General features: G+C 72.7%; 12 protein-coding genes and 1 pseudogene. 6 read left to right on the forward strand and 7 right to left on the reverse strand.

The genetic code is table 11. The features are described 5' to 3' along the window. Positions 1-28: 28 nt before the first annotated feature. From ACI2L3_RS13735 to ACI2L3_RS13745, 3 genes are read right to left on the reverse strand one after another with little or no spacing between them, the layout of a single operon-like run. Positions 29-484: a hypothetical protein gene (locus ACI2L3_RS13735; RefSeq protein WP_404752560.1), complete on the reverse strand. Its 456-nt coding sequence runs from the start codon at positions 482-484 to the stop codon at positions 29-31. Positions 485-533: 49 nt separating this feature from the next. Continuing rightward, positions 534-1,286 carry an ABC transporter permease gene (locus ACI2L3_RS13740; protein ID WP_404752895.1) on the reverse strand — a complete coding sequence of 251 codons (753 nt, stop codon included), beginning with the start codon at positions 1,284-1,286 and terminating at the stop codon, positions 534-536. Beyond that, on the reverse strand, positions 1,283-2,221 hold the full coding sequence (locus ACI2L3_RS13745; RefSeq protein WP_404752561.1) for an ATP-binding cassette domain-containing protein: 939 nt from the start codon (positions 2,219-2,221) through the stop codon (positions 1,283-1,285). Before ACI2L3_RS13745 ends, ACI2L3_RS13740 begins: the two co-directional genes overlap by 4 nt. A 109-nt stretch (positions 2,222-2,330) precedes the next feature. Here ACI2L3_RS13745 and ACI2L3_RS13750 point away from each other — a divergent pair, with 109 nt between their 5' ends. The 3 genes from ACI2L3_RS13750 to ACI2L3_RS13760 all read left to right on the forward strand — a co-directional run bounded on the left by ACI2L3_RS13750 (position 2,331) and on the right by ACI2L3_RS13760 (position 5,486). Beyond that, positions 2,331-3,545 (forward strand): sensor histidine kinase, encoded by a 1,215-nt coding sequence (locus ACI2L3_RS13750; protein WP_404752562.1) that lies wholly within the window; start codon positions 2,331-2,333, stop codon positions 3,543-3,545. A gap of 14 nt (positions 3,546-3,559) precedes the next feature. Further along, positions 3,560-4,222, forward strand: coding sequence for a response regulator (locus tag ACI2L3_RS13755; RefSeq protein ID WP_404752563.1), 663 nt, complete (start codon positions 3,560-3,562; stop codon positions 4,220-4,222). A 106-nt stretch (positions 4,223-4,328) separates the two neighbouring features. Continuing rightward, positions 4,329-5,486 carry an ROK family transcriptional regulator gene (locus ACI2L3_RS13760; protein ID WP_404752564.1) on the forward strand — a complete coding sequence of 386 codons (1,158 nt, stop codon included), beginning with the start codon at positions 4,329-4,331 and terminating at the stop codon, positions 5,484-5,486. A 49-nt stretch (positions 5,487-5,535) separates the two neighbouring features. On the opposite strand, the gene ACI2L3_RS13765 is transcribed toward ACI2L3_RS13760, so the two are convergent. Both ACI2L3_RS13765 and ACI2L3_RS13770 read right to left on the reverse strand, forming a co-directional pair. Further along, on the reverse strand, positions 5,536-6,297 hold the full coding sequence (locus ACI2L3_RS13765; RefSeq protein WP_404752565.1) for a GntR family transcriptional regulator: 762 nt from the start codon (positions 6,295-6,297) through the stop codon (positions 5,536-5,538). A gap of 308 nt (positions 6,298-6,605) precedes the next feature. Further along, positions 6,606-7,496, reverse strand: a complete 891-nt coding sequence (locus ACI2L3_RS13770) for an RNA polymerase sigma-70 factor (protein WP_404752566.1) — start codon at positions 7,494-7,496, stop codon at positions 6,606-6,608. A 201-nt stretch (positions 7,497-7,697) separates the two neighbouring features. On the opposite strand from ACI2L3_RS13770, the gene ACI2L3_RS13775 reads away from it, so the two are divergent. Beyond that, complete coding sequence (locus tag ACI2L3_RS13775) at positions 7,698-8,531, forward strand: alpha/beta fold hydrolase (protein WP_404752567.1); 834 nt, start codon at positions 7,698-7,700, stop codon at positions 8,529-8,531. Positions 8,532-8,570: 39 nt separating this feature from the next. Here the strand turns inward: ACI2L3_RS13775 and ACI2L3_RS13780 are convergent. Continuing rightward, a pseudogene (locus ACI2L3_RS13780) lies at positions 8,571-9,407 on the reverse strand (EamA family transporter); the annotation flags it as partial. A 153-nt stretch (positions 9,408-9,560) separates the two neighbouring features. Between ACI2L3_RS13780 and ACI2L3_RS13785 the strand changes: the two are divergent. Further along, a complete protein-coding gene (locus ACI2L3_RS13785) occupies positions 9,561-11,066 on the forward strand; it encodes a PLP-dependent aminotransferase family protein (protein ID WP_404752896.1) in 1,506 nt (501 codons plus the stop codon). On the opposite strand, the gene ACI2L3_RS13790 is transcribed toward ACI2L3_RS13785, so the two are convergent. Further along, positions 11,024-11,434: a VOC family protein gene (locus ACI2L3_RS13790; protein ID WP_404752568.1), complete on the reverse strand. Its 411-nt coding sequence runs from the start codon at positions 11,432-11,434 to the stop codon at positions 11,024-11,026. The genes ACI2L3_RS13785 and ACI2L3_RS13790 overlap by 43 nt on opposite strands. A 308-nt stretch (positions 11,435-11,742) precedes the next feature. Between ACI2L3_RS13790 and ACI2L3_RS13795 the strand changes: the two genes are divergently transcribed. After that, positions 11,743-13,323, forward strand: coding sequence for an alkaline phosphatase D family protein (locus tag ACI2L3_RS13795; RefSeq protein ID WP_404752569.1), 1,581 nt, complete (start codon positions 11,743-11,745; stop codon positions 13,321-13,323). The last annotated feature ends 38 nt before the right edge of the window (positions 13,324-13,361 follow it).

Here is a 13,361-nt window from a genome sequence, read left to right on the forward strand (position 1 = left end):
TCTGACGGCACCGGCGCCGCTCGCGTCCTCACGGCGGGTCCGTCTCCGTGACGACGGCGAGGAGCTGGAAGGGCAGCTCTTTGTCCCACTGGGCGACACCGAGGGCGATCCAGCGGCCGTCGACCTGCCACAGGTGCAGATCCGGCACGCAGGAACTCAACTGGGCCCACGGCTCCGGTATCTCCTCGTCCGCCTCGCCGAAGTCCACGGCCACGGTGCGCTCGAAGAGACTCGCCAGGCTGAACCGCTGCGGCGGACCCCAGCGGTCGGCCAGGAGCACGGTCAGCGCGTCACGCTCCGCCTCGTACTGCTCCTCGGTGGCCTCCCAGCGGGTGCCGTCGTCCTCCCAGAAGGTGTCGCTCGTCAGTAACTCCGCGATGTGGAACCCGGGTCCCCCGGAACCGCTCGGCGACCTGCCGTGCTCGGCGGGGAAGTCCCGGGAGCGCAGCAGGTCGATCGTGGCGAGATGCTGTGCGGTACTCATGGCGTCCAGACTCATGACATCCAGTAAAGCGGGCGCCACTGACAATCAGTCACGCGTCGCGTCGCCGCACCGCCCACCAGCCGGCGAGGACCGCGGCCGCCGCCCAGGCCGCGCATACCGCGAGCCCCGCCAACGGTCCGAGGCTCCCCGTCGGGTCCTCGTGCAGCACCTGCTGGCCCGCCTTGTCGGGCAGGAAACCCGCGGCCCCGCTCGCCACGTCGCCGACCACGAAGGAGACGATCAGCGTGAAGGGGATGAGGATGCTCAGGACGGCGACTCCGCTGCGCAGCACGGCCGTCAGACCGGCCGCGAGGAGCGCCATCAGCGCCAGATAGACGCCGCCGCCGACGCAGGCCCGCACGGCGCCCGGGTGGCCGAGCCCGATCGCGTGGTCCCCCATGAAGGCCTGGCCGGTCAGGAAGGCTCCGAAGGCGGTGGCGAGTCCGGCGAGCAGGGCGAGGCCGCCGACGACCGCCATCTTGGCGCCGTAGAAGAGTCCCCGGCGCGGCACGGCGGCGAGCGAGATCCGCAGGGCGCCGCTCGTGTACTCGGCGGAGACCGCGGTGGCACCGAAGCTGATGGCCGCGATCTGGCCGAAGTTGAGGGCGTAGAAGGCGTCGAAGAGCGGCTCGGCGTCCGCGTTGTCCGCCTCGGCCTGGCCGACCGACGCGAAGGCCAGCGCGGTGACGGCGACGGTGACCAGGAAGACGGCGAGCAGCGAACCCCAGTTGGACCGCAGGGTCTTGATCTTGATCCACTCGGCGTGGGCCACGGGCAGGGCGGCGGTGCTGGACACGGTCAGGCCTCCTGGCGGGACGCGGCAGCGGTGGCCGCCGCCTTGAACTGGGTCTCGTCGGCTGTCAGGGCGAGGTAGGCCTGTTCCAAGGAGGCCTGCTCGTCGGCGAGTTCGAGGACCGGGATCCCGGCTCCCGCGGCGATGGCCCCGATCTCCTCGGCCCTTGCCCCTTCGACGGTCCACCGGTCTTCCACGGCCTCCCCGAGGGCGTAGCCCTTGCCCGTCAGGATGGAGCGCAGCCGGTCCGGGTCCGTCGTGCGCACACGGACCCGCGGGTGGCTGTGCGCCTCGATGAACGCGGCCATGGGACGGTCCGCGAGGAGCCTGCCGCGGCCGAGGACCACGAGGTGGTCGGCGAAGGTCGCGGTCTCGTTCATGAGGTGGCTGGAGACGAGGACGGTGCGGCCCTCGCGGGCCAGGCGTCGCATCAACTCGCGGATCCAGATGATGCCTTCGGGGTCGAGACCGTTGGAGGGCTCGTCCAGCAGCACGACCTCGGGGTCGCCCAGGAGCGCCGCGGCGATGCCGAGCCGCTGCCGCATGCCCAGCGAGAACGTCTTGATCCTCTTGCCCGCGACGGACGCCAGACCCGCCTCGTCGAGGACCTCGTCGACGCGGCGCACCGGGAGGCGGTTGCTGACCGCGAGGGCGAGAAGGTGGTTGCGTGCGGTGCGCGATCCGTGGGCCGCCTGGGCGTCGAGGAGCGCCCCGACGTGGCGCAGCGGGTCGGTGAGTCCGGTGTAGTGGCGGCCGCCCACCGTGGCCGTGCCCGAGGTGGGGCGGTCCAGGCCGAGGACGAGGCGCATGGTGGTGGACTTGCCCGCGCCGTTGGGGCCGAGGAAGCCGGTGACGCGGCCGGGGCGGACGCTGAACGTGAGGGCGTCCACGGCGCGGGTCGTGCCGTACTCCTTGGTGAGGTCTTGGACGTCGATGCTGGTCATGGGCGTCAGCCTGGCCGTTGCCGTCCCGCGGGGTCTTCCCCCGCCCGGGGAGTCCGGCTCCCCCTCACGGGGGAGCCGCGCGGCCCCGATCACCTGGCACGATGGCGCAATGCCCGGCTTCCTGAGACCTCTGACGCGTGCGGTCACCTATACGCGGGGGTTGCATCTCCTCATCGGCTCCGGGGTCGCCTGGGTCTTCGCCGCGGTCTACCCGGGCCTCTCCAGTCCCTCGTACACCGAGGGACTGCTCGTCCTGGCCGACCCCATCCCCTTTCTGGTGCTTGCCGGGATGGTGCCCGCCATGCGACGGGCCGAGGGGCTCCAGGCCCGGATGATGCTGTTCCCGGGGCCGCACGCGCGCGTGGAGGGCGACGGGGCGGATCCGGGGGTGTCGGTGGCGCCGTCCGCGTCCTGGCGTGAACGGGCCAGGACCGCGGCCTGGCTCGTCCTCAGGGTGGAGGCCGGCTGTGCCGTCGTCCTGCTCACGGGGCAGTTCATGGGGATCGTGTTCGCGGCCATGGGCGCGATCGACCAACCCGAGGACAGCGACGGTCTTCTCCTTCCCGTCGTGCACGGCTGGGCCACTGTGCCGGTGGTCGTCCTCGCCGTCCTGGCGCAGCTCGCGATGTTCGTCGTGGCGGGCCACCTGCTGGCCCGGGCCGCGCGCCGCCTCCTCGGCCCCTCCCCCGCCGAGCGCCTCGCCGTCCTGGAGGAGCGGACCGAGCAGCTCCTCGAACGCAACCGCATCGCGCGGGAACTGCACGACTCCATCGGTCACGCGCTGACCGTCGCCGTCGTCCAGGCGGGTGCCGCGAGGGCCGCCGCCGACCCGGAGTTCACCGACCGCGCCCTCGAGGCGGTCGAGGAGACGGGCCGGGCCGCGCTGGAGGATCTGGAGCGGGTGCTGCGCGTGCTGCGGGAGGACGGGCGGCCCGCGAGCGGCCGGCCCACGCTCACCGATGCCGAGCGCCTGCTGGCCTCCGCCCGCGCGTCGGGGGCGAAGGTCGACGTCGAGGTGACGGGCCCGGTGGAGCGGGTGCCGGGGCCGGTCTCCCGCGAGGGTTACCGCATGCTCCAAGAGGCGTTGACGAACGTCCTGCGGCACTCGGGTCCGGTGCCGGTGCGGCTGCGCATCGCCGTCGACGACGCCCGCCTGGTCATGAACGTACGCAATGTGCTCCCTCCGGAGTCGACGGGTGTCACCGGGCGGGGCGGCAGCGGGCTGCGCGGGATCAGGGAGCGGGCCACGCTGCTCGGCGGGCGGGCCACGACGGGACCGCACGAAGACGAATGGCAGGTGCACGTCGAGCTGCCGCTGAAGTGATCTACGCTGGCCGGATGCCGGTCACAGTGCTCCTCGTCGACGACGAACCTCTCGTACGCGCGGGTCTGCGCGCCGTCCTTGAGGCGCAGCCCGACATCCGGGTGGTGGGCGAGGCCGCGGACGGCGCGGCGGTCATCCCCCTCGTCCGTGAACTGCGCCCCGACGTGGTCGCCATGGACGTCCGCATGCCGCTGCTCGACGGCATCGAGGCCACGCGCGCGGTGCTGCGCACGGTGCAGGACCCGCCGAAGATCCTGGTGGTGACGACCTTCGAGAACGACGAGTACGTGTACGAGGCGCTGCGTGCCGGGGCCGACGGGTTCCTCCTGAAGCGGGCGAGGCCGGCGGAGATCGTGCACGCGGTGCGGCTGGTCGCCGAGGGCGAGTCGCTGCTCTTCCCGCAGGCGGTCCGGCAGCTGGCCGGGGAGTACGGCGGGGAGCACGGTAATCCGCGGGCGCGGGCCACGCTCGAGAAGGCGGCGCTGACCGAGCGCGAGGCGGAGGTGCTGCGGCTGATGGCACGCGGTCTGTCGAACGCGGAGATAGCCGCCCGTCTGGTGGTCGGCACGGAGACGGTCAAGTCGCATGTCAGTGCCGTGCTCGCGAAGCTGGGCGCGCGGGACCGGACGCAGGCGGTCATCGCCGCCTACGAATCCGGTTTCGTCTCTCCGGGGTGACCGGGATGACGCGTCCGCGCGGCGTGCGGGTGGGCCCGGCACTCGCCGCCGAACCCGCGTGCGAGTACGATCCGGCCATCATGCGCACGAGCTGGGAGGACGGACGTTGGGGCGGCTGACCGGCGGGGACCCCTCTCTGTTGCGGCGGATCAACTCCGCGGTGGTGCTGCACGCGCTGCGCGCCGCGGACTTGGCGACGCTCACGGAGATCACCCGCGTGACCGGGCTCTCCCGGCCCACCGTCGAGGGGGTCGTCGAGGGGCTCATAGAGGCCGGGCTCGTGGTGGAGTCGGCCGCCGAGGACGTCGGTGCCAGGCGCCAGGGACGGCCCGCGCGGAAGTTCCGGTTCCGTGCGGAGGCGGGCCATCTGCTCGGTCTGGAGATCGGTCCGCACCGGGTGGCCGCCGTCCTGTCGGACCTGGACGGCAAGGTCCTCGGCACGGCGTCGAAGGGCGTCTCCGAAGACGCCGCCGCCGACGACCGGCTGGAACGGCTGCGCACCGTGGTCGCCGATCTGCTGCGCCGGGCCGGGATCGCCCGCAGTTCGCTGCGTGCCGTCGGGGTGGGCAGCCCCGGCATCCTGGAGGCGGACGGCACGGTGCGGCTGAGCACGGCGCTGCCGGAGTGGACGGGGCTGCAGCTGGGCGAGCGGCTGCGCCGGTCGTTCAAGTGTCCGGTCCTGGTGGAGAACGACGCCAACGCTGCGGCCGTCGCCGAGCACTGGAAGGGCGCGGCGACCGACACCGACGATGTGGTCTTCGTCCTGGCCGGGCTGAGTCCGGGCGCGGGATCACTGATCGGCGGGCGGCTGCACCGGGGCTACGGGGGTGCGGCGGGCGAGATCGGCGCGCTGCACCTGCTGGGCCGGGAGGTCACTCCGGAGACGCTGCTCTCCACCACGGGGGAGCCGCTGCACCCGCTGGACGAGCCGGCCGTCGCGGAGGTCTTCGCCCACGCGCGTGAGGGCGACGAGCGGGCGCAGGCAGCAGTGGAGCGCTTCATCCAGCGGCTCGTGCACGACGTGGCCGCGCTGGTTCTCGCCCTCGACCCCGAACTGGTCGTGGTGGGGGGCTGGGCGGCGGGCCTGGACGGTGTCCTGGAGCCGCTGCACCGGGAGCTCGCGCGCTACTGTCTGCGGCCGCCGCGGGTCGCGCTGTCGATGCTCGGCGAGGCGGCGGTGTCGACCGGCGCGCTGCGGCTGGCGCTCGACCATGTCGAGGAGCAGCTGTTCGCCGTCGAGGGGACCGTCACCGCGCGGCGGTGAGGTCTCCTCGACAGCGGCTGGACTTCGGGAAGCGTCGGGCGGCCGGACCTCAGGAAGCGTCGGGCTCCGACTCGTGGTGTATCTCCACGCCGCCGGTGTCGCCGAAGGTGAGCCTGCACGTGTCGGCGCGGTAGGTGGCCACGGACACCGCGGCCGTGCGGCCCTCGGCGAAGAAGCGGGTGGTCACGACGAGCACCGGTGCTCCGGGGAGGCGGTCGAGGGCCCTGGCGTCGTCGGCGCGGGCGGAGCCGAGCTCGACGGCCCGGTCCTGGCCCTCGAGGCCGAGCCGGGCCAGGTCGCGCAGGACGACACGCGCGCGTGCCGCGCCGGAGGGCGCGTCCATGCCGGTCACTTCGGCGACCGATGAGGTGGGCACGTACAGCAGCTCGGCGGCGACCGGCTGGCCGTTCGAGACGCGGGTGCGGCGCACCACGTGCACCTGTTCGCCCGCGCTGAGCCCCAGCATGCGGGCCACCTCCGCGGGCGGGGCCGCCGGGGCGCAGTCAGCGGGCTGCCAGGCGTCGCCGACCGCGCCCGGCCAGCTGCCCTGCGCGGATCCGACGGCCACACCCATCCGCGGCGGAGCGACAGTCGTGCCCACTCCACGGCGGCGCTGCAGCCTGCCTTCGAGCTCCAGCTGTTCCAGTGCCTGCCGGAGCGTGGCGCGGGCGACACCGAACCGGGCCGCGAGCTCCCGCTCGTTCGGCAGGATCTCCCCCACGGCGAATTCGGAGTCGAGCGCCTCACTGAGCACCGTCTTCAGGTGCCAGTACTTCGGCTCCGGCGCCGTTTCGAGCTGCGTGGTCCCCACCCTGTCCTCCGCAATCGCCGTCATCCGGCGGCGTTTTAGCGCCCTTGTTTATTAAAGGTTCCTGCACTATCTCTGCGACCATAAAGCCGCACCCACCCTTGGTCAAGACCAATCCTCGTTCCGTTACAGCCTGCACAGGGGTGATGCCACAGAGCATTCATGCGGAGTTCGCACGGGGCCAAGCAGGCGTAATCGGCCACGCGCGCGTGAACGGCCGGCAACGGGCGCACGACGGAGCCCCCGCCCTTCCCGGACGGGGGCTCTGTACTGTGCGAACGCGCTCTTGAAGGTGGTCCGGCGGCGGCGCCCTACGGAGCGAGCGTCGTGAGCTTGTCCGGATTACGGACGATGTAGACGTCCTGGATGTGGCCGTCGGCGACGCCCAACTGGAAGACGCTGTCGGGCTTGCCGTCGATGAGGACGAGCAGGGATTCCGCGCCGTTGACCTCGACGAAGCGGAGTTCCAGGTCGGTCGCTTCCCTGAGCGCCTTGCCCACGGCGCCGTGCAGGAACCGACCCACCTTGTCGGCGGTCTCCAGGACGCGCACCGGAGCCTTCGCCTTGCCGCCGCTGTCGCCGACCAGCCGGACGTCCGGCGCGAGGAGGGACATCAGTCCGTCCAGGTCGCCCTCGCTCGCCGCCGCCAGGAACCGTTCGGTCAGGTCGCGGCGCTCGGCGGGGTCCACCTTGTAACGCGGACGGCCGGCGTCCACGTGCTTGCGGGCCCGTCCGGCGAGCTGGCGCACGGCGGCCTCACTGCGGTCGAGCGTGAGCGCGATCTCGGCGAAGGGGAAGCCGAAGGCCTCACGGAGCACGAACACGGCGCGCTCCAGGGGCGAGAGGGACTCCAGGACCACGAGGACCGCCAGCGAGACGGACTCGGCGAGCACGGCCCGCTCCGCGGTGTCGGGGACCGTGGGCCCGAACTCGGTGACGCAGGGCTCGGGAAGCCACGGCCCCACGTACGCCTCGCGCCGGGACTGCAGGTGGCGCAGGCGGTCGATGGCGAGCCGGGTGGTGACGCGCACCAGGAAGGCGCGCGGTTCGCGCACTTGGTCGTGGTCGGCCGCCGACCAGCGCAGCCACGCCTCCTGGACCACGTCCTCCGCGTCGGCCACCCGGCCGAGCATGCGGTAGGCCACGCCCATCAGGACTGGTCGGTGCTCTTCGAAGACGTCGGTCATGCTGTCGGTAGCCACCCTTCCATCCCAGCTCACGGGAGCGCGCCTGTCCAGGCGGTTCGGGTGCGGCACGGAGCACAGTGACGGGCGCCCCGCACGGTTCTTCCCGATGGCCCCTGGCCACCTCTTGAACTGGGGCCTACTGAGCGGTAATTGTTGCTGACAGCGTGTCTAACGTATTGAGGAACCGTCGCCCCGCGGCGGGGACAGGAGCAGTTCATGGCCGCAGAGGTCTCCTTCGGCGTCGCGTCACCCGACGGCCCGCGCACCGCGACGATCTCCTACGAACGGGCGGGCGCCGGCGAGCCGTTGCTGCTGCTCCACGGCATCGGCCACCACCGGCAGGCCTGGGACCCGGTCTTCCGGATCCTGGCCGCCGAGCACGACGTGATCGCGGTGGACCTGCCCGGTTTCGGCCGCTCCCCCGCGCTCCCGGACGGACTGGCGTACGGCCTCGCCACGGTCGTCCCGGCCCTCGCCGCGCTGTGCGAAGCGCTGGAGTTGGACCGCCCGCACGTGGCGGGCAACTCCCTGGGCGGCCTGCTCGCCCTCGAACTGGCCCGCGAGAAGCGGGTCCGCTCCGTCACCGCCCTCTCCCCCGGCGGCTTCTGGTCGCCCGCCGAGCGCCGGTACGCGTTCGCCACGCTCCTCGCCATGCGGCGGGGCGCGCGCCTGCTGCCGGTCCCCGCGATCGAGCGGCTGTCCCGCAGCGCGGCCGGACGCACGGCGCTCACGAGCACCATCTACGCCCGCCCCTGGCGCCGTTCACCCGAGGCCGTCGTCGCCGAGACGCTCGCACTTCGCGAGGCCACGGGGTTCGCGGCGACGCTGACGGCCGGGCGCGACGTCCTCCTCAAGGACGACGTGACGGGCCTGCCGATCACCATCGCCTGGGGCACGCGGGACCGGCTGCTCCTGCGCCGCCAGGGGATCCGTGCCAAGCAGGCCATCCCCGCCGCGCGGCTGGTCCGGCTCCCCGGCTGCGGCCACGTCCCGATGCACGACGACCCGGCCCTCGTCGCCCGCGTCATCCTCGACACCTGCCGCCGCTGACCGGCGCCCGCCGAGGACTCCGGAACCCAGGGCCACCCCGGCGCCGACGAGCACGCTGCCGACGGCCTGGGGCGCCCCGTACGCGCCCGTGCCCACCAGCGGGGCGGTGCCGGCCGCCGCGACAGGGATGAGACCGGAGAAGAGCGTGGCCCGCTCGGCACCGATGCGCTGGACACCCGTGTACCAGAGCACGAAACCGACGACGGTCACGACGACCGCCTGCCACAACAGGGCGGCACCTTCGGTGCGGTCGGGCCACCGCACGAAGCCGCCGCCGTCGACGACGAGCCCCAGCACGGCCGCTTCGACGGCGGCGACGGCGCACACCGCGGCCGCGAGCAGCCGCGGCCCCAGCGGCCGCAGCACGGGGACGGCGAGCACCGCGAAGCCGACCTCACCCGCGAGCGCACCCACCGAGAAGAGAAGACCCGCCGCGTCCGTCCGGCCCCACCCCTGCACCGTGAACGCCCCCGCGGCCACGAGCAGCGCGCCGTGCAGAACGGCCCGTTGGGGAGTGCGCCGTTCGAGGAGTGGCACAAGGAGAGCGACGACGACCGGGGCGCATCCTACGAAGACACCCGGTACGGCAGGTTCCGCCGACCGTTCCGCGGCGAGGATCGCCATGTTGAAGCCGACCATCCCCACGGCCGCGAGCAGCGCGAGACGCCCCCACTGGGGACGCGACAGCCGGCGCAGCGCGGTGGCCGTGCCTTTCCCGAGCCAGGGCAGGAGGAGCAGACAGGCCAGGCCGTAGCGGACGAACTGGCCGCCCGCGTACGGGTAGTCGCCCAGCACGCTGTTGGCGGTGAAGGAGCCGCCGACGAGGAGACAGGCGAGGCCCGCGATGAGTGCACCGCTTGAGGAGTTCGCGTTCATGCCCCGACGCTAGGAAGCGCGGCGGCTCCCATTAAGGTCCACTTTCACGGCCTGTTCGGGGACCACTTCACCGCGCCGGGCTCCCATGCGGCCTCTCCCCCAGGCCTCCCACCAGCCCGCTCCCCGGCAGCTCTACCGAAGAGGTGGATCGCACTGACCGCACAGAGTCCCGACGACCGCGAGCGCCGGCACCCCGCCTGGGAGCTGCTCCTGCCCGCCGTGTCCGCCCCCTCGCGCAGCCGTGGCCGCCATCTGTGTTCGGCTCTGCGCGAGGCGGTCAGGTCGGGGCGGCTCGCCGCGGGCACCCGGCTGCCCTCCAGCCGTGAGCTCGCCGCCGACCTGGGCGTCTCCCGCGGCCTGATCACGGAGACGTACGAGCAGTTGACCGCCGAAGGCTATCTGCGCAGCGGCCGCGGATCAGGGACGTGGGTCGGGGAGGCGGCGCGGGCCGCGGTACCCACGGTGCGGGATCTGGCGCCGCGTGACGGGCACGCGCGCGTGGACTTCCTGACCGGCGTGCCCGACCTGACGCTGTTCCCCCGCTCGGCGTGGACGACCGCCCACCGCCAGGTGCTGGCCGAACTGCCGCACCACATGCTGGGCTACCCGGACCCGCGCGGACTGCCGAGGCTGCGTACGGTCCTCGCCGACCTGTTGACGAGGCGCCGCGGTGTGGTCGCGGAGCCGGAGCGCGTCGTCGTCTGCTCCGGAGTGGCCCAGGCGATGACACTGCTGGCGCTGGCCCTCCGCGCGCGTGGGCACACGGCGATCGGTGTCGAGGACCCCGGCAGCCCCGAGCACGCCACGCTGCTCACCGCGGCGGGGATCACCCCGGTGGGCATACCGGTGGATGAGGAGGGCATGGACCCTGTGGCGTTGCGGGAGCGGGGTGTACGCGCGGTCGTCACCACGCCCGCCCACCAATTCCCCTCCGGCATCGGCTATTCGGCGAGGCGCCGCGCGGAACTCCTGGACTGGGCGCGATCCGTCGAAGGGCTGGTCGTCGAGGACGACTACGACGGGGACTTCCGCTACGACCGTGCCCCGGTGGGCGCCTTGCAGGGGCTCGACCCCGAACACGTCGCGTACACCGGGTCGGTCAGCAAATCGCTCGCTCCGGGGCTACGCCTCGGCTGGCTGCTGGTGCCGGGCGGTCTGGCCGCCGAGGTCGTCGAGCGCAAGCGGGTGATGGACCTGGGCAATCCGGCCCTCGACCAGGAGCTGCTGGCCCGCTTCGTCGAACGCGGTGACTACGACCGGCAGTTGCGCCGCTGCCAGCGCGCCTACCGTGAGCGCCGGGACGCACTGGTGGCCGCCCTGCACGAGCACTTCCCTGGCGTACGGGTCACCGGAATCGCGGCCGGACTGCACGTCATCGCACGGCTGCCCGGCCGCTGGGGCCCGCAGGACGAACTCCTGGCGCGGGCCGCCGCGGCCGGCATCGCGATCCGGCCGCTGAGCGCCTACCGCATGCCGACCGCCACCGGCGACACCGTCCTCGCAGACGCCGCTCCCCATGGCACCGCCGACGACGGGGTCCAGCTGGCCTTTGGTTACGCGCACCTGTCACCGGCCCGGATCGCCGACGGCGTGCGTCTGCTGGCCCGGGCGGCGATTCAGGAGTTGGACCACGCGCGCGTGGACAGCACCAGGCGGTAGCCGTCCGGGTCCTCGACGGTGACGCCCCACTCGTTCCAGTAGGGGTTGGGCGAGAGGACCCGCTTTCCGCCGCGCTCCTCGAGCCGCGCCACCAGCTCGTCGGGAACCTCTCCGTCGAGGTAGACGACGAGCAGGTCCTCCTCGGTGGGGTTCGGCCGGACGGGAGCGGCCGCCTCGTGGACGAGTTCGAGGTGCCAGGACGCGTCGGGCAGGCCCAGCATGAGCAGGTCGTGCTCGCCGGGTGCGCCGCCGCCCTCCGCCCTGTACAGGACGGCCAGCCCGAGCCCTTCGGTCCAGAAGCGCTCGGCCGCCGCCAGATCGCGGGAGGGGCGGGCGATGCGGATGTGGCTCTGAGCGTCGATGGACACGGGCTCCCCCTTCGGTGCGGCTCGCCTGTGGGCGTGCCTTCTCGTCCCGAGCGTAGACAGTCGTTGATCTTGTCGGACATCGGTCGTACGACCCCGGGCTTCGGTCCCGGAGACGTACGGCCGCGGGCCTAGGTCCCTGTCCTCACCGACGCCGACGCGGCCCGGCCCGCCCCCGGTGACGCGATCTCCGCGCGGCGGTTCCCCCACGCCCGTAGGGAGTTGTTCACTTGTGCTTCGCGTGGGCGCTGTGGCGCGGTACCGGCCCGGCACCCGCACACTGGTCGCACCCGTCACCTGGAGGCGCATTCATGTCGCAACGTCAGCCGAGCCCGTCCCCCCGCCGCCGCAGCGTGCTGCGCGGATCGCTCGCCGTACCGGCGGCGCTCGCCGTGCCGGCACTGGCCGGGGCGGCTCCTTCACTCGCCCTTTCGGGACGCCCGAAAGCCGGGTGGGGTGTACAGGCCGGAGACGTGAGCGCGCACTCGGGGCTCGTATGGGTGCGGTCCGACCGCCCGGCCCGGATGATCGTGGAGACGTCGGCCACCGAGTCGTTCCGCAACGCCCGGCGGTGGCAGGGCCCGTTGCTCGGCCCTGGCACGGACTTCACGGGGACGACGCGGCTGCGCGGCCTGCCCGCGGGGGAGCAGATCCACTACCGGGTGCTGCTCGCCGACCCGGACGACCCGCGGCGTACGGGGAAGCCGGTCACCGGCACGTTCCGTACGACGCCGAAGGGCCGCAAGGAGGACGTGCGCTTCCTGTGGTCGGGCGACATCGCGGGCCAGGGCTGGGGCATCAACCCGGACCGCGGCGGTTTCCGCGTCTTCGAGGAGATGCGCCGGCGGAACCCGGACTTCTTCCTGTGCAGCGGCGACAACATCTACGCCGACGGCCCCATCCCGCCCAGCGTGACGCTGCCCGACGGCACCACGTGGCGGAACATCACGACGGAGGAGAAGTCCAAGGTCGCCGAGTCACTCAAGGAGTTCCGCGGCGCGTTCCGCTACAACCTGCTCGACGAGAACCTGCGGCGGTTCAACGCCCAGGTGCCGTCCATCATCCAGTGGGACGACCACGAGGTGCGCAACAACTGGTACCCAGGGCAGATCCTGGACGACGCGCGGTACACGGAGAAGAACGTGGACGTCCTCGCGGGACGCTCGCTGCGGGCCTTCAGCGAGTACTTCCCCATCTCCACGCTGCCGCCGGGCGACGAGGACGGCCGCGTGTACCGGGTACAGCGGCACGGCCCGCTCCTGGACGTGTTCGTGCTCGACATGCGCACCTACCGCAACGCCAACTCCCCCAACAGACAGCCCGACGACGCCACCGGCATCCTCGGCGCCCGCCAGCTGGCCTGGCTCAAGCGCGAGCTGTCCCGCTCGCGGGCCGTGTGGAAGGTCATCGCCTCCGACATGCCGCTCGGCATCGTCGTGCCCGACGGCAGGACGAACTTCGAGGCCGTGGCGCAGGGCGACCCCGGCGCCCCGCTGGGCCGTGAGCTGCAGATCGCCGAACTGCTGCGGCACATCAAGCACCAGAGGATCACGGGCACGCTGTGGCTGACCGCCGACGTGCACTACACCTCGGCGCAGCACTACGACCCGTCGCGCGCGGCGTTCAAGGATTTCGCGCCGTTCTGGGAGTTCGTGTCCGGGCCGCTCGCCGCGGGCGGTTTTCCCGCGACGCCGCTCGACGCGACGTTCGGTCCCGAGCAGAAGTTCCTCAAGGCTCCGAGCCGGGCCAACACCTCGCCGGCCGAGACCCCACAGTACTTCGGCGAGGTCGACATCGACGGCGGCAGCGGCGAGTTGACGGTGCGGCTCCGGCAGGAGGGCGGCGGCGTGCTGTTCAGCAAGGTCCTCCAGCCCGGCCGGGTGGGGCAGTAGCGCCGGGCCAATTGCCGCCAAAAGGACAGAGGACCTCT

The organism is Streptomyces sp. NPDC029674 (genome assembly GCF_044903205.1).
Taxonomy (GTDB): Bacteria; Actinomycetota; Actinomycetes; order Streptomycetales; family Streptomycetaceae; genus Streptomyces.

Bases quoted from the DNA above. Each gene is read 5' to 3' on its own strand.
- ACI2L3_RS13735 (WP_404752560.1), bottom strand. From the start codon at position 484: ATGAGTACCGCACAGCATCTCGCCACGATCGACCTGCTGCGCTCCCGG.
- ACI2L3_RS13745 (WP_404752561.1), bottom strand. From the start codon at position 2,221: ATGACCAGCATCGACGTCCAAGACCTCACCAAGGAGTACGGCACGACC.
- ACI2L3_RS13750 (WP_404752562.1), top strand. From the start codon at position 2,331: ATGCCCGGCTTCCTGAGACCTCTGACGCGTGCGGTCACCTATACGCGG.
- ACI2L3_RS13755 (WP_404752563.1), top strand. From the start codon at position 3,560: ATGCCGGTCACAGTGCTCCTCGTCGACGACGAACCTCTCGTACGCGCG.
- ACI2L3_RS13775 (WP_404752567.1), top strand. From the start codon at position 7,698: ATGGCCGCAGAGGTCTCCTTCGGCGTCGCGTCACCCGACGGCCCGCGC.
- ACI2L3_RS13795 (WP_404752569.1), top strand. From the start codon at position 11,743: ATGTCGCAACGTCAGCCGAGCCCGTCCCCCCGCCGCCGCAGCGTGCTG.